Annotated in this window: 13 protein-coding genes and 10 pseudogenes; 20 read left to right on the top strand and 3 right to left on the bottom strand. The window is 37.2% G+C overall.

Annotated elements, in window-relative coordinates; all coding sequences use genetic code 11:
* The first annotated feature begins 143 nt into the window (after positions 1 to 143).
* From pyrR to pyrE, 10 genes and pseudogenes are all read left to right on the top strand, one after another.
* A complete protein-coding gene (pyrR, locus tag JCM13188_RS01295) occupies positions 144 to 683 on the top strand; it encodes a bifunctional pyr operon transcriptional regulator/uracil phosphoribosyltransferase PyrR (RefSeq protein ID WP_054751580.1) in 540 nt (179 codons plus the stop codon).
* Positions 684 to 869: 186 nt separating this feature from the next.
* Positions 870 to 2245 (top strand): annotated as a pseudogene (locus tag JCM13188_RS01290) (uracil-xanthine permease family protein).
* Between the two features lie 16 nt (positions 2246 to 2261).
* A complete protein-coding gene (locus tag JCM13188_RS01285) occupies positions 2262 to 3149 on the top strand; it encodes an aspartate carbamoyltransferase catalytic subunit (RefSeq protein ID WP_054751578.1) in 888 nt (295 codons plus the stop codon).
* Positions 3133 to 4405 (top strand): annotated as a pseudogene (pyrC, locus tag JCM13188_RS01280) (dihydroorotase). Before JCM13188_RS01285 ends, pyrC begins: the two are co-directional and overlap by 17 nt.
* A complete protein-coding gene (locus JCM13188_RS01275; RefSeq protein ID WP_054751576.1) occupies positions 4398 to 5483 on the top strand; it encodes a carbamoyl phosphate synthase small subunit in 1086 nt (361 codons plus the stop codon). The pseudogene pyrC and the gene JCM13188_RS01275 overlap by 8 nt, the downstream one beginning before the upstream one ends.
* Positions 5476 to 8675: pseudogene (gene carB, locus JCM13188_RS01270) on the top strand (carbamoyl-phosphate synthase large subunit). The gene JCM13188_RS01275 and the pseudogene carB overlap by 8 nt, the downstream one beginning before the upstream one ends.
* Before the next feature lie 142 nt (positions 8676 to 8817).
* On the top strand, positions 8818 to 9438 hold the full coding sequence (locus tag JCM13188_RS01265) for a dihydroorotate dehydrogenase electron transfer subunit (protein WP_279401210.1): 621 nt from the start codon (positions 8818 to 8820) through the stop codon (positions 9436 to 9438).
* Positions 9435 to 10342: pseudogene (locus JCM13188_RS01260) on the top strand (dihydroorotate dehydrogenase). Before JCM13188_RS01265 ends, JCM13188_RS01260 begins: the two are co-directional and overlap by 4 nt.
* Positions 10339 to 11054: pseudogene (pyrF, locus tag JCM13188_RS01255) on the top strand (orotidine-5'-phosphate decarboxylase). Before JCM13188_RS01260 ends, pyrF begins: the two co-directional pseudogenes overlap by 4 nt.
* Positions 11029 to 11630: pseudogene (pyrE, locus tag JCM13188_RS01250) on the top strand (orotate phosphoribosyltransferase). Before pyrF ends, pyrE begins: the two co-directional pseudogenes overlap by 26 nt.
* Here the strand turns inward: pyrE and JCM13188_RS01245 are convergent.
* From JCM13188_RS01245 to JCM13188_RS01235, 3 genes and pseudogenes are all read right to left on the bottom strand, one after another.
* Complete coding sequence (locus JCM13188_RS01245) at positions 11604 to 12143, bottom strand: hypothetical protein (RefSeq protein ID WP_054751574.1); 540 nt, start codon at positions 12141 to 12143, stop codon at positions 11604 to 11606. The pseudogene pyrE and the gene JCM13188_RS01245 overlap by 27 nt on opposite strands.
* Positions 12133 to 12519 carry a hypothetical protein gene (locus JCM13188_RS01240; protein WP_054751572.1) on the bottom strand — a complete coding sequence of 129 codons (387 nt, stop codon included), beginning with the start codon at positions 12517 to 12519 and terminating at the stop codon, positions 12133 to 12135. Before JCM13188_RS01240 ends, JCM13188_RS01245 begins: the two co-directional genes overlap by 11 nt.
* 307 nt (positions 12520 to 12826) lie before the next feature.
* Positions 12827 to 14530, bottom strand: a pseudogene (locus tag JCM13188_RS01235) (Rqc2 family fibronectin-binding protein).
* Between the two features lie 145 nt (positions 14531 to 14675).
* Here JCM13188_RS01235 and JCM13188_RS17435 point away from each other — a divergent pair.
* The 10 genes and pseudogenes from JCM13188_RS17435 (at position 14676) to priA (ending at position 20468) form a co-directional block, all read left to right on the top strand.
* Positions 14676 to 14810 carry a YicC/YloC family endoribonuclease gene (locus tag JCM13188_RS17435; RefSeq protein WP_279401209.1) on the top strand — a complete coding sequence of 45 codons (135 nt, stop codon included), beginning with the start codon at positions 14676 to 14678 and terminating at the stop codon, positions 14808 to 14810.
* Positions 14803 to 15156, top strand: a complete 354-nt coding sequence (locus JCM13188_RS01230) for a YicC/YloC family endoribonuclease (protein WP_054751570.1) — start codon at positions 14803 to 14805, stop codon at positions 15154 to 15156. Before JCM13188_RS17435 ends, JCM13188_RS01230 begins: the two co-directional genes overlap by 8 nt.
* A 5-nt stretch (positions 15157 to 15161) precedes the next feature.
* Positions 15162 to 15554 (top strand): endoribonuclease YicC domain-containing protein, encoded by a 393-nt coding sequence (locus JCM13188_RS21625; protein WP_439646601.1) that lies wholly within the window; start codon positions 15162 to 15164, stop codon positions 15552 to 15554.
* 97 nt (positions 15555 to 15651) lie between these two features.
* A complete protein-coding gene (gene remA / locus JCM13188_RS01220) occupies positions 15652 to 15912 on the top strand; it encodes an extracellular matrix/biofilm regulator RemA (RefSeq protein ID WP_054751566.1) in 261 nt (86 codons plus the stop codon).
* A gap of 11 nt (positions 15913 to 15923) precedes the next feature.
* Positions 15924 to 16540: pseudogene (gene gmk / locus JCM13188_RS01215) on the top strand (guanylate kinase).
* The gene (gene rpoZ / locus JCM13188_RS01210) at positions 16540 to 16692 is read left to right on the top strand and encodes a DNA-directed RNA polymerase subunit omega (protein ID WP_369404737.1); all 153 of its coding nucleotides are present in this window, start codon (positions 16540 to 16542) and stop codon (positions 16690 to 16692) included. The pseudogene gmk and the gene rpoZ overlap by 1 nt, the downstream one beginning before the upstream one ends.
* Positions 16693 to 16855: 163 nt before the next feature.
* Complete coding sequence (locus tag JCM13188_RS20155) at positions 16856 to 17065, top strand: flavoprotein (protein ID WP_369404736.1); 210 nt, start codon at positions 16856 to 16858, stop codon at positions 17063 to 17065.
* The gene (locus tag JCM13188_RS20150) at positions 17049 to 17429 is read left to right on the top strand and encodes a flavoprotein (protein ID WP_369404735.1); all 381 of its coding nucleotides are present in this window, start codon (positions 17049 to 17051) and stop codon (positions 17427 to 17429) included. Before JCM13188_RS20155 ends, JCM13188_RS20150 begins: the two co-directional genes overlap by 17 nt.
* Positions 17429 to 17880: pseudogene (locus JCM13188_RS20145) on the top strand (phosphopantothenoylcysteine decarboxylase domain-containing protein). Before JCM13188_RS20150 ends, JCM13188_RS20145 begins: the two are co-directional and overlap by 1 nt.
* Positions 17881 to 18055: 175 nt before the next feature.
* Positions 18056 to 20468, top strand: a pseudogene (priA, locus tag JCM13188_RS01200) (primosomal protein N').
* Positions 20469 to 20474 lie beyond the last annotated feature (6 nt).

Genomic DNA, 20474 nt, shown 5'->3' with positions numbered 1-20474 from the left:
ACAATTAGAATATAAAACCTTTAAGCATAGTCCAGAGAGGCTATCAAGGTGACGGAACTTAAGTAGGGATTAGTGTAACTATAACCTCTTTTGTCACCTTGTGTGCCAAAAGAGGTTTTTATATAATGAAGAGGAGGGATGTCATGAAGGAAAAAACACAACTTCTAGACCAAGCAGCGATTGCAAGAGCTATTAAGCGGATATCCCATGAAATTATTGAACGTAACAAAGGAACAGATGATTTAATTTTAGTTGGGATTAAAACTAGAGGGTTGCCACTTGCTAAGCGAATTCAAAAGAACATCGAACAAATTGAAAACGTAACAGTGGAAACAGGGGAATTAGACATTTCGTTATATCGAGACGATTTATCAAATCGAGACGATGTTGATGAAGCAACCGTCAACCAGCGAAACATCCCGCAAGATATTATCGGTAAAACGATTATATTAGTCGATGATGTATTATACACTGGACGTACAGTTCGAGCTGCCATGGATGCAATAATGGATCTTGGAAGACCGAAAATTATCCAGTTGGCTGTACTAGTCGATCGAGGCCATCGTGAGCTCCCGATTCGAGCTGATTATGTCGGTAAAAACATCCCAACTTCTCAAGAAGAAGTTATAAAGGTTCAATTAGAAGAATCTGATGAAATGGATCAAGTAAGCATTTATGAATAATTAAATACAAACCTTTAAATGTAGTCCAGAGAGGCTAAAAAGGTTGTGAACGTAGACTTGTCATATCCTACTCGAGGAGTAGTATGTACAGGTATACCTCTTTTGCGACCTTCGCAAAGAGGTTTTTTTATGAAAAAGTTTTAAATTCATATCAATGAAGGTCAATCCTTCTAAGGAGGAAGAAAGATGAACGAAAATGAGAAAGTATTAGATATTAGAGACGTACCGAACTTAAGCAAATGGTTAATTTTAAGCCTTCAACATTTATTTGCCATGTTTGGGGCTACAATTTTAGTACCATTTTTAACAGAGATGTCACCAAGTGTTGCGTTAATTACAAGTGGACTTGGTACTTTGAGCTATTTAATGATTACTAGAGGACGTATACCTGCTTACTTAGGGTCGAGTTTTGCTTTTATTACACCTATTATAGTAGCAACCCAAGTGGAAAGCTTGGCAGGAGCTATGGTTGGGGCATTTTTAGTAGGTGTCGTTTATGGAATAGTTGCTTTATTGATTCGAATGGCTGGGGTGGATTGGTTACTAAACCTATTACCTCCAGTAGTTGTTGGGCCGGTCATTATGGTTATCGGATTAGGGCTAGCACCAACTGCAATCGACATGGCTATGAATGATGCGGACGGAAATTATAGCTTAACATTGATTGGAATTGCACTTGCGACGTTAACGATTACCATTATAGCCTCGATCTTCTTTAAAGGGTTTTGGAAAATCATCCCGATTTTATTAGGTATACTTGGCGGGTATTTGGTTGCCCTCTTTGCTGGAGTAGTCAATACACAAGAGATTAAATCTAGTTGGAGTGAGCTAACGAGCGCAGGTTCCATCACGGAATTCTTCTCAGCTGTTTTTACAAAACCTGAGTTTCTAATTCCGTTTGTTGATTTCTCACCTTTCGATGTCATTAGTTGGTCCATTGTAGGAATCATGGTTCCAATCGCGCTTGTCACAATCACAGAGCACATTGGTGATCAGATGGTGTTATCAAAAGTGACAGGGCAAAATTTCATAAAAAACCAGGACTTCATCGTTCAATCTTAGGAGATGGGTTGGCAACAGTCATTGCTTCAATGTTAGGTGGACCGCCAAACACGACGTATGGCGAAAATATTGGAGTATTAGCGATTACTAGAGTATTTAGTGTGTTCGTCATAGGGGGAGCAGCAGTACTTGCGATTTTCTTCGGGTTTATCGATATCATCGCAGTATTAATTGAATCGATTCCTACAGCAGTTATGGGCGGAGTTTCGATTCTATTATTCGGGATTATCGCTTCTAGTGGACTTAGAATGCTGATTGATAACAATGTAGATTTAGGACAGAACAGAAACTTAATTATCGCATCGGTAATCCTAGTGATAGGTATTGGAGGCCTGTATATTGAACTGCAGCTTCCGAATTTTGATCTACAAGTTTCAGGCATGGCACTTTCTGCGATCGTGGGTGTGATTTTAAACCTCATATTACCTGGAAGAGAAAAAGCATCCCGAAACCAAGATCAAATGTTTAAAGCAGATTCGAAAGAAAAGAAAGCAAGCTAACAAAGGGGTGTGTCGATTGAATCTACTTTCTATTCAAGATTTATCGAATGAACAGATTTATAGAATTTTAGATGATGCTCATGCTATACAACATAATCGAGAATTGGCTTTAAATGCAACTGGTGCCCTACTTTTCTATGAACCTTCCACCAGAACTAAAATGAGTTTCGAAATGGCTTGTATGAATTCAGGAGTAAATCTATTATCTTTCACTCCTGAGACATCAAGTGTTATAAAAGGTGAATCCCTCTACGACACAGTTAAAACAATGGAAGCACTTGGGGCTAATTTTGTTGTCATTAGACATAAGCAAGAGAAATATTTTGAGAAGTTAAGAAATCTCTCTATTCCGATTATCAATGCAGGTGATGGGACTGGGGAACACCCGACCCAGAGTTTGCTAGATTTACATACGATTAGACAAGAGTTTGGATCGTTTCATAATTTAAATGTTGTCATCAGCGGAGATATTATTCATAGCAGAGTCGCGCGGTCGAACGCGTATGCATTAGATCGCCTTGGGGCTAACGTATTATTAGTTTCAAAACCAGAATGGCGAGATTCAAGTTTACCATTTGACTACATAGAGATGGATGAAGCGTGTAAAGTAGCGGACGTCTTAATGTTATTAAGGGTACAGAAAGAAAGACATAGCTTAGGGAATCAAGATGAAAATTACTTAGAAAATTACGGTCTTACACTTCAAAGGGAAAAGCTTATGAAACCAAGCAGTATCATCATGCACCCTGCCCCTGTTAATCGAGGCGTTGAAATTGATTCATCACTTGTAGAATGTGAAAGGTCGAGGATTTTTAAACAGATGAAAAATGGTGTAGCGATTCGCCAAGCAGTTATACAAGTGTGTTTACAAAAAGGAGGCATAATTTATGACATTACTCATTAAAAACGCAAATGTCTTAGAACAAGGATTGGTTGATGTATTGATTGAGGAAGACAAGATCAAAGCTATTGGAACAGAATTAGATTCAACAAATATGGAAGTGGTTGATGCAAAGGGCCAATTCTTATTTCCAGGTTTGTTGATATTCATGTTCATTTACGTGAACCAGGTGGTGAATCAAAGGAGACAATTGAGTCTGGTTCAATAGCTGCAGCTAAAGGCGGGTTTACAACTGTATGTTCCATGCCTAATACAAACCCAGTACCAGATTCAATGGAACAGCTTCAGAATGTATTAGATCGAATAAATAAAACTTCACACGTTCGAGTGTTACCTTATGCATCAATTACTAAAGAACAAGAAGGGCAAGAACTAGTAGATATTAATATATTAAAAGCTCAAGGTGCTTTTGCCTTTACAGATGATGGAGTCGGCGTTCAGTCAGCACATATGATGTATGAAGCAATGAAAAAGGCTAAACAAGCAAATGCATCCATTGTTGCGCATTGTGAAGAGAACACTTTAGTTTATGGTGGAGTCATGCAAAGTGGAGAGAAAAGCTTAGAGCTTGACTTACCCGGCATCCCTTCGATTAGTGAATCGACTCAAATTGCAAGGGACGTATTGTTATCAGAAGCAACAGGTTGCCATTATCATGTTTGTCATGTTAGCACGAAAGAATCTGTTAGAGTAATTCGTGATGCCAAACGAGCAGGTATCCCTGTAACTGCAGAAGTCTCACCTCATCACATAATTCTAACTGAAGATGATATTCCTTCTAATGATGCGAATTATAAGATGAACCCTCCGCTAAGATCAAAGGCTGATCGACAAGCATTAATTGATGGCTTGAAAGACGGTACGATTGATTGTATCGCTACCGATCATGCTCCTCATACCGAACAAGAAAAATCGAATGGATTCCTCAATTCGCCATTCGGAATCGTCGGTTTAGAAACCGCATTTCCATTACTATATACACATACTGTAAAAAGAATATGTTTTCATTGAAACAATTAGTTGATTGGATAACGATTAAACCTTCACGCATTTTCGGACTACCTTACGGTCAATTAAACATCGGTTCTACAGCTGATCTTGTGTTAGTTAATTTAGAAGAATCGCAAACTATTGAACCGGATCAATTTGCATCAAAAGGTCGGAATACCCCGTTTGTTAATTGGGAGGTTCAAGGTATTCCAGTTATGACGATCTTAGAAGGTGAAATTGTATGGAGAAAGGATGAACTATATGTCTAATCGTTACTTAATATTAGAAGATGGCTCTGTGTTTCAAGGTAAAGCTTTTGGTGCACCAGTTCAAGAGAAGTTTGGTGAAGTTGTCTTTAATACAGGTATGACTGGGTATCAGGAAACACTTTCAGACCCATCCTACTGCGATCAATTTGTAGTGATGACCTATCCTTTAATAGGAAATTACGGTATAAATCGTGATGATTTTGAAACCATTACGCCATCAATATCTGGCCTTATCGTGAAACAGGCTACGGAATATCCTTCTAACTTCAGAAAGGAATGGTCATTGAATGATTATTTTAAACAAAAGAACATTCCTGGATTGTCAGACATTGATACAAGACGATTGGTCAAAACAATTCGAGAAAGAGGAACGATGAAAGGTGTTATGGTTGATTCAATTGAGAATTTATCTGAGATCGAGTCCAATCTAAACGATTTCACCTATCGAAACGATCAAGTTAAACGAGTTTCTACGGTCAAACCATATGTGGTCCCGGGTAAAGGCGAACGAATCGTGTTAGTAGATTTCGGCATGAAGCATGGCATATTAAAAGAATTTACTGAGCGTCATTGTCATGTCACAGTGGTTCCGTATAATACCTCTTCTGATGAAATTCTGCAGCTCAAGCCTGATGGAGTCATGTTATCAAATGGACCTGGAAACCCTAAAGATGTTCAAGAAGGTATTGATCTAGTAAAAGGTCTCATGGGTAAAGTACCGGTTTTTGGAATCTGCTTGGGTCATCAATTAATTGCTCTTGCTTGTGGAGCCGATACACATAAGATGAAATTCGGTCACAGAGGCGGCAATCATCCAGTTAAAGATTTACGAACAAAGGAGGTATGGATGACATCTCAAAATCATGGATATGCCGTGACACCGGAATCATTAGGTCAAACTAGCCTAACAATTACGCAAACAGCGCTAAACGATGGCACGATTGAAGGTTTAGAACATGAACAATATGACATGTTTTCAGTTCAGTATCACCCAGAAGCATCACCTGGACCACAAGATTCCAATCAATTATTCGATCTTTTCTTATCAAGAATAAATGGAGGGATTATCCATGCCTAAACGTACAGATATTAACAAAATATTAGTGATCGGTTCCGGGCCAATTATTATCGGGCAAGCAGCCGAATTTGATTATGCAGGAACGCAAGCTTGTCAAGCTCTTAAGGAAGAAGGTTATCAAGTCGTACTGGCGAATTCTAACCCTGCGACGATTATGACAGATGAAACGATGGCAGATGAAATTTATATGGAGCCATTAACCCCTGAATTTTTAACAAAAATTATACGTAAAGAACAACCTGATGCTATTTTACCTACACTGGGAGGTCAAACAGGGCTTAATATGGCCATGGAATTAGATCGCAGGGGTATTTTAGAAGAGTATCAAGTTGAAATACTAGGTACAAAGCTAAGCGCAATTGAGCAAGCAGAAGACCGTGATTCATTCAGAAGCTTGATGTATGAACTTAACGAACCTGTTCCAGAAAGCGAAATTGTTCAATCTATTGATGAAGCGTTAGATTTTGCAAATTCCATTGGCTATCCAGTCATTATACGACCAGCTTATACGATGGGCGGAACTGGGGGAGGTATTTGTGAAACGGAACAAGAATTAATTGAAATTGTACGTAATGGACTCGATGCTTCCCCAGTCAATCAATGTTTAATTGAAAAAAGTATCGCAGGTTTCAAAGAAATCGAATATGAAGTGATGCGCGATGGTGAGGATCATGCGATAGTTGTTTGTAATATGGAAAATATTGATCCAGTTGGCATACATACAGGTGACTCAATCGTTGTAGCACCTTCGCAGACGTTAAGCGATCGTGAATACCAAATGCTTCGAAATGTGTCACTTAGAATTATTAAAGCTCTTCAAATAGAAGGTGGATGTAACGTTCAGTTAGCTCTCGACCCATATAGCTTTGATTATTATGTCATTGAAGTTAACCCGCGAGTAAGCAGATCATCTGCATTAGCTTCAAAAGCAACGGGTTACCCGATTGCAAGAATTGCTGCAAAAATAGCTGTTGGGTTAACACTTGATGAAATGATTAACCCAGTGACTGGTTCTACTTATTCGCATTTTGAACCTGCACTTGATTATGTGGTCACGAAAATCCCGCGTTGGCCATTTGATAAGTTTCATGCTGCCAATCGTAAGTTGGGCACACAAATGAAAGCGACTGGTGAAGTAATGGGGATTGGACGTACGTTTGAAGAATCACTGCTCAAATCAGTACGTTCTTTGGAGATTTGTACAAATGATCTCTATTTACCTAATGTTGAAAGCATTTCAATGGAAACTTTGATGATACGGTTAAAAACAGCTGACGATGAAAGGTTATTCCTAATTGCCGAGGCATTTAGACGAGGGTTTACGTTGGAAGATGTTCATCAATACACTGAAATTGACTTATTCTTTTGTATAAATTAAAAGGACTATTAGATTTAGAGAAACAATTACAAAAGAGTGCGTGGAATCTTATTCTACTAAAAGAAGCGAAAGAAAAAGGTTTTATGGATGAGACAATTGCTAGATTATGGGGAGTTTCAGAAGAAGAGGTTCGCTCGTTTAGACTAACGAATGAGCTAGCACCAGTCTATAAAATGGTTGATACCTGCGCAGCTGAATTCACTTCAGAAACGCCGTACTTTTATAGCTCTTATGAAGAAGAGAATGAATCGTTTGTGACGGACCGTAAGAAGGTTTTAGTCATAGGGTCAGGTCCAATTCGAATTGGGCAAGGAATAGAGTTCGATTATGCAACGGTACACTCGGTATTAGCTCTTAAAGATGCTGGTTATGAGGCGATTATTATGAACAATAATCCTGAAACCGTATCAACTGACTTTCAAATTTCCGATAAATTATATTTTGAGCCATTAACTTTAGAAGATGTGTTAAATGTCATTGATTTAGAAAAACCTGACGGTGTCATCGTTCAATTTGGTGGTCAAACGGCCATTTCCTTAGTCGATGGTTTAGAACAATATGGTGTACCGATTTTAGGTACATCTAAGCAATCAATCGATCAGGCTGAAGATCGTGATCAATTTGAACAATTGCTAGAAAGTTTATCCGTTCCAAGACCTGATGCAAGAATTGCTACTAGTGAAGAGCAAGCGATTGACCAAGCTAAACAACTAGGTTTCCCAGTATTAGTGAGACCATCATACGTTCTTGGCGGGAGAGCAATGGAAATTGTTTATGACGAAAGTGATTTAAAACACTACATGAAATATGCAGTTGAAGTCCATCAAGATAAACCTGTATTAATCGACCGTTATTTAACAGGGGTTGAACTAGAAGTAGATGCCATATGTGATGGGGAAACAGTTGTGATTCCAGGATTAATGGAGCATATTGAACGCGCAGGAGTTCACTCGGGTGACTCGATTGCTGTTTATCCTACACAGAACATTTCAAAAGATATTAAAGAACGCTGCGTTGACATTACTAAGAAAATTGCTAATGAACTGCAGGTTATTGGTCTTATCAACATTCAATTTGTTTACCACGAAGGTGAAATTTATGTGCTTGAGGTGAATCCGAGATCAAGCAGAACGGTTCCGTTTTTAAGTAAAATTACTGGGGTGACGATGGCTAACATAGCTACCCAAGTTATGTTAGGAAAAAGTCTAACAGAACTAGGATATGCTGATGGCGTCATTCCAGAGAAAGATTTAATCTCTGTAAAGGTACCTGTTTTTTCTTTTGAAAAATTAAGAAGTGTCGACATCACCCTAGGACCTGAGATGAAGTCGACAGGAGAAGTCATTGGAAGGGATTATCAACTAGAGAAAGCTTTATATAAAGGTATTACTGCTTCCGGTCTTAATATTCCGACTGAAGGAGCCGTTTTATTAACGGTTGCAGACCCTGACAAATTAGAAATGCAGGCTATTGCAAATCGATTTCATGCTATTGGTTTTGAACTTTATGCAACAGATGGATCGGCAAGAGCGATCGAATCGATGGGGTTACCTGTCCAAACGGTTAATAAAATTGGTGCGAATAATAACCTGTTAGATTTAATTGAGTCCGGGAAAGTTCAGTTTGTCATCAACACATTATCTAGAGGAAAACAGCCTCACACAGATGGATTTAGGATACGACGTGAAGCCGTTGAACATGGTGTGGCGTGCTTAACATCATTAGATACAGCTAGGGCAATTTTAAGTGTGATTGAATCAATGACTTTTACTGCTCAGCCTATGCCAAAACAAGAAGTGGCGGTGCTGACTTAATGTTTCGTAAGGAGATGAAAATAGAGTCTAATAGATTAATTGCCTTAGACACTTATGAGATGGTACTTGAAGGAGACCTAGTTCAGTATATTAAAACCCGGGACATTTCATTCATATACAAATTGGAGAAGGAACAGCGCATATGCTGCGTCGTCCAATCTCCATTGCAGACTACGACAAACAAATAAATCAATTAACGATCATCTATAAAGTATTTGGAGAAGGAACGGATTGGTTAGCTCGGCAATTACCTGGGGGACAAATCAATGTATTAGGTCCCCTTGGAAATGGTTTTGATTTGAGTGGTATCCAGGGTCAGACAGTCATAGTTATTGGCGGAGGAGTAGGAGTTCCGCCCTTATATAATCTAGTCAAACAGTTGAACAGTCAGTTTAACGACGTTACAGCCATTTTAGGTTATCAGTCAAAGGTATCAATCTTTTATGAAAAAGAATTTAAAGATTTAACTCAAACTTACATAGCAACTGATGATGGTACTTACGGTTATGATGGACTCGTCACGGATGTTATTAGAGAGTTAAGATTTTCATACGACCATTATTTCAGCTGTGGACCGACGGGGATGTTAAAAGCTGTGCAGCACCAATTATCAGATATTGATGGCTATATATCTATTGAAGAACGGATGGGCTGCGGGGTAGGGGCGTGTTTTGCATGCGTCTGTCAAGCAGATAATGACAAAGGTTACGTTAAAATCTGTCAGGACGGTCCTGTGTTTCATGCTAAAGAGGTGACATTATGAATCTATCAGTACAATTAGGAGGATTAACATTAAAAAATCCAGTAATGCCAGCTTCAGGATGCTTTGGTTTTGGCCAAGAATTTAGTCAATTTTATGATCTAAACACTCTTGGTGCCATCGTGATTAAAGCTGCAACAGGGGAAGCCCGGTTTGGAAATCCGACTCCTCGCGTAGCGGAAACGTCTTCAGGAATGCTAAATGCGATTGGTTTGCAAAATCCAGGTGTTGATCAAATTATCAAACAAGAATTACCATTCTTAGAGCAATTTGATACACCAGTCATCGCAAACGTAGCTGGTAGTTCAGAGGAGGAGTACGTGATAGTTGCAGAGAAACTATCGAAGGCAAGTACGGTTAAAGCTCTTGAATTAAATATTTCATGTCCAAATGTTAAAGAAGGCGGTATACAATTCGGTACAGATCCTGAACTAGCCTATCAGTTAACGAATAAGGTGAAAAATGTATCGAGTAAACCGTTATTCGTTAAGCTTTCTCCTAATGTCACGAATATCGTATCGATGGCAAAAGCAGTAGAAGAAGCGGGGGCAGATGGACTATCGATGATTAACACATTAACTGGCATGAAGATCGATTTAAAGACAAGAAAGCCACTCATCGCCAATGAAACGGGTGGTCTATCGGGACCAGCTATTAAACCAATTGCCATAAGAATGATTCACCAGGTCCGTCAAGTATCTAATATTCCCATTATCGGGATGGGAGGTATAACCACTTCAGAAGATGTGCTTGAATTTTATTGGCAGGGGCCGACGCAGTAGCAGTTGGGACAGCCAATTTTCAAAATCCATATGCTTGTAAGGACATCATAGATGAACTGCCACGTGCTTTCGAAAAATTTGGTTATAATTCTTTAAATGAGCTTAAGGGAGTTGTATCCACATGAAATCTTCCATCTATATCGCGTTAGATTTTCACACTAAAAAAGAGGCATTAGATTTCCTCGATGTGCATCAATTAAATGAAGCTCCTGTTAAAGTTGGTATGCAGCTATTCTATCGTGAGGGGCCACTACTTATACAAGAATTAAAGAAGCGTGGTCATTCTATTTTTCTAGACTTAAAATTACACGATATACCGAATACAGTTTATCATGCCATGAAAAGTTTAGCTCACCTTGATGTTGATATAGTTAATATACACGCATCAGGCGGATTAGACATGATGAAAGCAGCTAAAAAGGTCTGGAGAAAGGGAGCGCGACGAAAATTCCATTGTTATTGGCAGTCACGCAACTAACCTCGACGGATGATCTCATGTTGTCTAACGAACTATTAATTAAAGAGCCTATGGAACAGGTCGTTCTTTCTTATGCAGAATTAGCTAAGCGTGCTGGCGTAAATGGAGTCGTATGCTCCGTAGCGGAATCTAAGTTTATTAAACAGTTGTGCGGGACTGAATTTGTAACGGTTACCCCTGGTATTCGCCTTAAACATGATCACGCAGATGATCAGAAGCGAATCGCAACCCCATCTCAAGCTAGGTTTTCAGATCATCTCGTTATGGGCAGGAGTATTACACAATCAAAGAACCCAAAAGCTGCGTATAAGCGGGCATTAAAGGAGTGGAATCATGAGTATAGCGAAACAACTAATTAATATTGGTGCCATAAAGTTAGACCCAGAGAATTATTTTACTTGGACATCCGGAATCAAGTCACCGATCTATTGTGATAATCGAATAATTATTTCATTCCCAAAAGTCAGGAAATCTGTTATAGAAGCCATGTTACAAGAGATTAAGACAAATTTTAAAGAGGTTGAAGTCATCGCCGGTTGTGCAACAGCAGGAATTCCACACGCAGCTTGGATTGCTGATCAGTTAGATCTTCCAATGGTCTATGTTCGCGACAAAGCTAAAAGCCACGGGTTAAACAACCAGATTGAAGGTCAAATAGGCAATGGTGAGCGAGTACTTGTTATTGAAGATTTAATCTCAACTGGAGGAAGTTCCATTAAAGCAGCTAATGCGGTTGAAGAAGCCGGAGGAGAGGTATTAGGTATTTTATCTATTTTTCATATAACTTGATGAAGAGTCAAAAAAATATGAAAGAACATGGATATGAATCTTATAGTTTATTAACATTTGATACGTTACTCCATGAGCTTGTAGAGAGCGGCGATTTTGATACAAACCAGATGAACACCTTAATAGAATGGCGTAATAATCTTTAAGTGTTTTAGGTAGTTCAAGTTTCTAGTTTGAACTACTTTTTTAATTAACATACCGATCACACAATCTTTATTTAGGGCAATTTCAAGAATTATATTATTTTCATAATCAATATAGCCCATGATAAAACTCCCGGATTCTGTTTTTTTATAATAATTGTTACCATAAATGTCAATAACATGTTCTTTAGAATCTCCAACCTTAATTCCATGCTGAGTAGTATAATTATCGGTAATAATATAACGAAATACCTGTTGGTTATTGATACCTATTTCCAACCCGGCATACTTATAATAACTAGAGATTGGATTCTTTGTTTTATGGATTTTTTCGGGCTTGCCAAAAATCCTCAGCACATCACTCTCGGTCGAATATAGTGTAATAGATTCAACGTTTTCACTAGAAAGGACAGTAGTACTAACCTCTTGTAGGTAATCGTTTTGAGTAATACTCGGAAATAATAAGAAACCAAGTAATGTTGAAATTAATATTATATTTCGTTTCCTAACCTTCATCTTTAACCTCTAAGTTAATTTCTTTTGATTGATTAAAGTTTATATTGTAATTTCGCTGATCTACTATTTGTTTATCATTATAAAGTGTTAACTCAATTTTTGTTTCAGCGTTAAATTTAATTGGGTCTTCTTCAAAATATTCAAACCTTAATGTATCACCGTTACTGATAATAGAACCATCCGCATACATACCATTTTGACCAGCTACAAAGTGATCTTCTTGATACAGTTTCATTTCGACTCGGTTAAATTGTAATGTAGAATCATTTTGCACTTGAATAGTGGCCTCAGGTTCAGGTAATGACTCAGCTTGGTTAGAGCATCCTTGTGTAATTAAAAGTAGAGTGATGATCGTCATTATGGATAAGCATTTCATTTAATTATCCCCCTTTTTTATATTTTACTATAAATTTATTGTTTTTCAATAAAAATAATTGTTTTGCAGTATTAATTGCTGCTGTTGACGCTTTTCTTGGAAACAGTCTCAACTTTCTTAAACTACTTCTATTCGCTAGGCGTGATTTTCATCAAGCGCTAATCCTATAGGAGTGGCCATCTTTCGCAAAATTTTTAATATAGGTATATAATCTGATCTTCTATGGGCGTAAGTTTGATTTCTATAGGTGTAAATTTAAATAAATAAGCGTAAAAAAGAACCTGAACACCGCGTTCAGGTTCCTAATCTAATCTTTCTTTAATTGTTTAACAAACTGCTCATCTGGCGTAACGTATATGGTTTGCTGATTGTCATAAATAACATAGCCAGGTTTAGCACCGTTTGGTTTTTTAACGTGTTTAACTAGGGTATAATCAACTGGTACTGAGGATGATAGTTTGGCTTTACTGTAAAAGGCGGCTATATTAGCTGCTTCCATAATCGTTTCTTCACTTGGGTCATTTGAACGAATGATGACATGGGAGCCTGGAATATCTTTGGTGTGTAACCAAAGATCATTTTATTCGCCAGTCTGTTTGTTACATACTCGTTTTGTTTGTTATTACGCCCAACAACAATGTCAGTACCATCATTTGCATGATAATAATCAGGTTGTAACATCTTTTTCTTCTTCTTTTTAGAAGATGATTTTCGTTTCAGGTAGCCTTGCTCCTGAAGCTCTTCACGAATGTCTTCGATATCCTCTTCTCGTGCTTGTTCTAACTGCTGAATAAGGCGTGAAAAATAATCAATTTCTTCTTTGGCTTTTTCTATTTCAACTAATACAATTTCTTTTGATTTTTTTAAGCTTTTGATAGTTTTTAAAATAATGCTGAGCATTTTGACTCGGTGTTTTATTTGGATTAAGTTCGATCGTCATTTCATTTTGTTCAGGGTCATAATAATCAACAACGGTAACTGATTCATCACCCGGTTTCACCATGTGCATGTGAGCCGTTAAAAGCTCACCTTTCTTTTGGTAGTCATCAGCTTTCTCAGCTTTCTTCAATGTTTTTTCGTGTTTTTTGATTTTACGTTCATTTTTATCGCGCTCATTTTTTATAAAACGCATAAGGTCATGCGTCATTCCTTTTACGCGGTCACGCTCAGCTTTCCCTTTATAAAACTCATTAAGCATGTCGCTAGTACGTTCAAAATATGTTTTAAATTTTGATGAACCAATTAAATCGAGAACATGAAAATCATCCTTTGGGCCGTTTAAGATAAACGGTTGATATTCATGATCCTCAAGGTTTGTTTTGAAATCATTAAAGATCTGTTCATACTGTTCATTGCGTCCTAAATAAGTCTTTTCCTCTAAAGCCTTAGAAACTGCTGGAGATAAGCCCATAAGTAAATTAAGTATTTGTCTGTCCATACGGCCTTGGTTAAAGTCTAATTTTCTTACAAATGCATTACTATCTAAATCAAGAGGATTTAACTTCCCTTGTTCAGGAGGCGCAACATATGTCTGTCCAGGTAATATTGAACGGTGTCGATTTTGAAGTGAACTAATATGTTTAAAGCTATCTAAAATCATGTTTCTTTCTGGATCTATTAGAATCACGTTCGAATGCTTACCCATTATTTCAATAATTAATTTCTTTTTCTTTTCATCACCGATTTCATCCTTACTTCGAACAGTAATATGAATAATTCTCTCAAGTTCAACCTGTTCTATGGATTCAATAAAGCCAGCACCTAGATGTTTTCTAAGCACCATACAATACATTGGGGGTTCTTTAGGGTTATTAAATTTTTCATCAGTCAAATGGACTCTTGCATAATTCGGATGTATGGATATTAATAGTTGCTTATTCTGTCCGTTTTGACGTATGGTAAGAATTAATTCTGTATCTGTAGGCTGATAAATTTTTGTAATTCGTCCGCTCGACAGTTCTTGGTTTAATTCATGGGAGACTGCTCGAGTAACAATTCCGTCAAATGCCATAATAATCACCTCTATACGAAGAATAGTATAGCACGAAACAGATTTAAATCGTTAGGCATTACGGAAAACTATTGAAAAATCCTTTCATTTCATGAAACAATAATGATGTAGCTGATTTGCTAATATCGTGAAGTAGGTGAAGAAATTGGTTAATAGTATGACTGGTTTTGGACAGGTTCAAGAAAAAATAGACCAAACAACCATTTCTATGGAAGTAAAGACAGTTAACCATCGCTTTTTAGATTGTGCATTTAAAATGCTCGTGATTTTTAGTGCTTGAAGATGAAATGAAGAAAAAGGTACGCCAATATCTTAGCCGAGGTCGGGCTGAAATTTTTATTAATATGACAGGTGAAGGAATTAGTTCCAAGTCTATTCAAGTTAATTGGGAATTACTTGATCAATATTTAAACGCTTTAGATTGCATTAAAAAGAATCGACCTGTTTCGGGTGATATTGAAATTGAGGAACTCTTGCAGTTAGAAGGAATTTTTATAGAAAATGAAGAAGTGGATCTAGATGAAAACTTAAAAGAAAAAGTTCTTTCTGTGTTAGAAAAATGTTTTACAAAAAGTACATTTAATGAGACAAGAAGAAGGAAAAACTCTAAAAAAAAGACGTATTAAATAGAATAGATGAAGTTAAACGCCTTACGTTACAGTTAAAAGAGCAAATTAATACGATTCAAAATGAATATCGAGTTAAAATAAAGGAAAGAATTGAAGAACACTTAACTGATGTACATTTCGACGAATCAAGAATTGTTCAAGAAGTGGCTATTTTAGCCGATAAAGCTGATATAACTGAAGAAATAACACGTTTATTATCACATATTGAACAAGTTGAAGATGCCATGAGACTCTCTCAACCTATTGGTAGAAGACTCGATTTTATTGCACAAGAATTACTGAGAGAAACGAACACTATCGGATCAAAATCTAACAATGTACAAATTAGTAAGATTGTCGTAGCATTGAAAAGTGAAATAGAGAAAATTAAAGAACAAGTACAAAATATTGAATAATATTTGAGATTTTCATGATATTTAGACTATAATAGTAATTATGGAAATAACATAAGAATAAAAACATGGTAAAATTTATAGTTAGGGGAGTAGAGGAATGAATTTAAAATTAATTAATATCGGGTTCGGAAATGTCGTATCAGCCAATCGTATTATTTCGATTGTATCACCCGAGTCAGCCCCGATAAAACGTATTATTACAGTTGCAAGAGATAATAATAAGTTAGTTGATGCTACATATGGAAGACGTACAAGAGCTGTCATTATTACTGATAGCGATCACGTTATTTTATCTGCTGTACAACCTGAGACAGTTGGACAACGTGTGGTAAATGAAGATATGAACATTGACAACTAGGAGGACTAGTTTTGAAAGACGAGCAAGGTATTCTATTTATTTTATCGGGCCCTTCTGGAGTCGGAAAAGGGACTGTCAGAAAGCGTTTGTTTGAAGAAGACTCCGATCTTCAATATTCCATTTCCGTTACAACGCGCAATCCACGTGATGGAGAGGAAAATGGTGTAGATTATTTCTTTAAATCACGAGAACAGTTTGAACAAATGATTGAACAAGACGAGTTAATCGAATACGCTGAATACGTAGGTAATTATTATGGGACACCTAACAATACGTTGAAGATACCCTTAAACAAGGTAAAGATGTTTTTCTAGAAATTGAAGTACAGGGTGCGATGAAAGTTAGAGAAAGTTTTCCTCAAGGTGTATATATTTTCTTATTCCCACCTAGTTTAGATGAGCTGAAAAACCGGATTATTAACCGCGGGACGGAATCAGAAGATTTAATTCGAAATCGATTATTAGAAGCGAAGAAAGAAATTGACATGATGGATGCTTATGATTATGTTGTTGTAAATGATGAAATTGAAAATGCCGTCCATCGTATCCAATCGATTGTTATTAGTGAGCACTGTAAACGTGAACGCGTTTCTAAACAGTATAAAAAAGCGTTAGGGAGTGAAGCGTAGTGATTTTAGAACCTTCAGTTGATAACTTATTAACGAAGATTAATTCTAAATATGCCTTAGTCATTGTCTCGGCAAAACGAGCAAGAGAACTGCAAGAAGACGGTGGTCATGCGTTAGTAGAAGATACTAAATCTTCAAAAATGTTGGTGTAGCACTTGAAGAGATTATGGATGAAAAATTAACGCTTGATGAAGAAGTTGTCTAAATTAAAATAAGGTAAGATGAACAACCTGATTGACTCAGGTTGTTTTTCTTTTTTATAACGGTTCATGTTAAAATGTAATTAATATTACCGTATTATTGGAGGACCATATTATGTTAAACGGGAAAAAAGTATTGCTAGGAGTTTCAGGAGGGATTGCTGCATATAAAGCTTGTGCATTGACGAGTAAACTTGTACAAAGTGGAGCAGATGTCAGAGTGATCATGACAGAAGGCGCAACCGAATTTGTACAGCCTTTAACATTCCAAGCGCTATCTCGAAACCCAGTCTATACCGATGCTTTTGATGAAAAAGAACCCTGAAAAAATAGCCCATATTGATTTAGCAGACTGGGCAGATTTTGTCATTTTAGCACCAGCAACAGCCCATTTACTTGGTCGCCTAGCAAATGGACTAGCAGATGATATGCTCACCACGACTCTTTTAGCAACAACTGCACCAGTATATATTGCACCAGCAATGAATGTACATATGTATGCACACCCAGCTGTTAAAAATAACTTGTTAACGCTAGAAAAGTACGGTTACCGTTTTATAGAACCTGGAGACGGTTACTTAGCATGCGGTTATGTTGGAAAAGGCCGTCTAGAAGAACCTGAGAAAATTATTGAAGTGATTGAACGAAATGAGACAAGAGCGCAACCTTTAAAAGGTAAAACGTCTTAATTACAGGAGGACCTACTCAGGAAACGATTGATCCTGTTCGTTTTTTTACTAACCATTCTTCCGGGAAATGGGGTATGCTCTTGCTGAAGTGGCAAAAGAATTAGGAGCTAATGTTACGCTTGTTTCAGGACCTGTACAATTGGATACGACTTCGGGAATTGAGCTTATTGAAGTGACGACATCTGAAGAAATGTTCGAGGCGGTGACAACTAGATTTCAGAATCAAGACATCGTGATTAAGTCAGCAGCTGTTGCAGATTATCGCCCAAAACATGTATCTAAACAAAAACTTAAAAAACAAGATGGACCACTTGTTTTAGAGCTTGAAAGAACGAAAGATATCCTAAAATATTTAGGTGAACATAAAGAACAACAGTATTTAGTTGGATTCGCCGCTGAGACGGAGAATCTAAAAGAGTATGGTAAGCAAAAATTAAATAAAAGAATCTAGATGCCATCGTCATTAATGATGTTGGCAATAAAATATAGGATTTAAATCTGATCAAAATGAAGTACATGTTATGACTAAAAATGGTTTAGAAAAAGACATTCCTTTGGATTCTAAAGTAGAAGTTGCAAGAAATTTATTTGAAATCTTTATAAAAGATATGGCGGGGGGAAACACATTGAAAATCGCTAAAGTTGTAGTGGATGTAGCTGCATCACCAATCGATTCTGCATTAGATTACGAAATTCCAGAACATTTTCAAGATATTGTACAAGCAGGTATCCGCGTGATCGTACCTCTGGGACCTAGAAAGGTCATGGGATTTGTAGTAGGTTTAACAAATCACAGTGAATTTGATCAATTAAAACCCATTCAAGAGGTCATGGATTACACGCCTATTTTAACTAAGGAATTAATAACTTATCTTCTTGGCTAAGACAGGAAACGTTATGCTTTAGAATTTCTGCACTTCAAGCTATGCTTCCTGCTGTTTTCAAAGCGTCGTATGATAAAGAAGTATGGCTGTTGGACGAGATGGATTCCCTGCCAGCTTCTTTGCAGAAAGCAGCCGGGGGTAGAGAAGTATTCCCTTTTAATGATTTATCAGAAGCAGGCCTTACGGATTCACAAGTAAAACAATACATAAAGGGTCAACTTATAGATATTAAGTACGTTGTTAAAGGGAAAAATCGTGTTAAAACGTATACAGCAGTCAAAAAAGCAGTTGATGATGTAAACATATTAGAGGAACTTGAACATTTGAGTTTAAACGCTAAAAAACAGCGGGAAGTCTTAACCTATATGCTTCACCAAGATGAACCTATTTTGTTAAAAGAATTAACAGAGGAGCTTAATACCACAAAAGGTCCAATAGATTCACTAGTGAAAAAAGGGTTACTGACAATGGTGAAGCAGGAGGTATACCGGGATCCTTTTGAGACAAAAGAGCATCAATCGACTAAGCCATTATCATTAACCGAGTTACAACAAAAGGCTATTGAACCTATATTAGATTCGATAAACGAAACATATTATCAGACCTTCTTACTTCATGGAGTAACAGGTAGTGGTAAAACAGAGATTTACCTGCAGTCCATTCAGCGTGTTTTAGATCTAGGTAAAGAAGCCATTGTTTTAGTTCCAGAAATTGCTCTTACCCCACAAATGGTATCAAGGTTTAAAGCTAGATTTGGATCTGATGTTGCCGTATTACATAGTGGGTTATCTCAAGGTGAAAAATATGATGAATGGAGAAAGATTCACCGAAAAGAAGTACGCGTAGTTGTTGGTGCAAGGTCTGCGATCTTTGCACCTTTTGAACACTTAGGTATTATCATTATAGATGAAGAGCATGAACAAACCTATAAACAAGAAGATTACCCAAAATATCACGCTCGTGAAGTAGCTAAAAAAACGTGCTTCAGATCACCATTGTCCAGTCGTTTTAGGTAGTGCAACACCTACTTTGGAGTCGTATGCTAGGGCATTAAAGGGTGTCTATCACTTGCTTGAGCTAACTGAACGAGTAAATGAGCAGGCTATGCCAGAAGTTGAAATTGTAGATATGAGACAAGAGCTATTGCAAGGTAATCGGTCAATGTTTTCAGAAACATTAACTGATAAAATCAATGAACGAATAGAACGTAAAGAACAAGTAGTATTAATGTTAAACAGACGTGGGTATTCAACGTTTGTTATGTGCCGTGAGTGTGGAGAAACAATATCATGTGATCACTGTGATATTTCTATGACCTATCATAGTAAACAGCATAAGCTTAAGTGCCACTATTGTAATGATGAAAGACCGATGCCACAGATTTGTCCAAACTGCGAAAGTGATGCCATTCGCTTTTTTGGAACGGGAACTCAAAAGGTTGAAGAAGCTTTAAATTTACATTTTCCTAATGCCGGCATTATTCGGATGGATGTGGATACGACAAGCCGAAAAGGTGCTCATGAAAAATTACTCGAGAAGTTTGGTAATGGTGAGGCCGACATCTTACTTGGGACTCAAATGATTGCTAAAGGGTTAGACTTTGAAAATGTCACCTTAGTTGGTGTTATTGCAGCTGATTCTATGCTCCACTTACCAGATTTTAGAGCATCTGAAAAATCTTTTCAGCTACTTACTCAAGTAAGTGGAAGAGCAGGAAGGCATCAACTGCCTGGGGAAGTTGTCATTCAAACCTATACACCAGAACACTACAGCGTTGAGCTTGCAAGTCAATATGATTATGAAGCGTTTTTTTAATAAAGAAATGCAAGTTCGCAGACAATTTCAGTATCCACCATATTATTATTTAGCACTTATTAATATTTCACATGATAATCATGTAGAAGCTGTAAAAGTGGCGAATGAAGCGGCTAATATTATCGCAACCCATACCACTGGTAACTGTCAGTTAATGGGTCCAACGCCTTCGCCTATGCTGCGTATTAAAGATCGTTACAGGTATCAATGCATGTTAAAATATAAAAGGCGTGAAGATGTTGATCAGGCCTTAGAATCTGTATTAAATCATTTTCAAAAACAAATAAATAAAAGTCAATTACAATTAACGATTGATTTAGAACCATATCATTTTATGTAAGAAGAA

Origin of the sequence: Piscibacillus salipiscarius JCM 13188, from assembly GCF_001311865.1 — a bacterium.
In the GTDB taxonomy this organism is placed as follows: Bacteria; Bacillota; Bacilli; order Bacillales; family Alkalibacillaceae; genus Piscibacillus; species Piscibacillus salipiscarius.
This window is presented reverse-complemented; position numbering and strand designations above follow the sequence as displayed.

What these genes read in the sequence shown, in the direction of transcription:
- JCM13188_RS01265 (WP_279401210.1), top strand. Translation starts at nt 8,818, where the DNA reads ATGCTGCGTCGTCCAATCTCCATTGCAGACTACGACAAACAAATAAAT.
- remA (WP_054751566.1), top strand. Translation starts at nt 15,652, where the DNA reads ATGAATTTAAAATTAATTAATATCGGGTTCGGAAATGTCGTATCAGCC.
- JCM13188_RS20155 (WP_369404736.1), top strand. Translation starts at nt 16,856, where the DNA reads ATGTTAAACGGGAAAAAAGTATTGCTAGGAGTTTCAGGAGGGATTGCT.
- JCM13188_RS20150 (WP_369404735.1), top strand. Translation starts at nt 17,049, where the DNA reads ATGAAAAAGAACCCTGAAAAAATAGCCCATATTGATTTAGCAGACTGG.
- JCM13188_RS01245 (WP_054751574.1), bottom strand. Translation starts at nt 12,143, where the DNA reads ATGAAGGTTAGGAAACGAAATATAATATTAATTTCAACATTACTTGGT.
- JCM13188_RS01275 (WP_054751576.1), top strand. Translation starts at nt 4,398, where the DNA reads ATGTCTAATCGTTACTTAATATTAGAAGATGGCTCTGTGTTTCAAGGT.
- JCM13188_RS01240 (WP_054751572.1), bottom strand. Translation starts at nt 12,519, where the DNA reads ATGAAATGCTTATCCATAATGACGATCATCACTCTACTTTTAATTACA.
- pyrR (WP_054751580.1), top strand. Translation starts at nt 144, where the DNA reads ATGAAGGAAAAAACACAACTTCTAGACCAAGCAGCGATTGCAAGAGCT.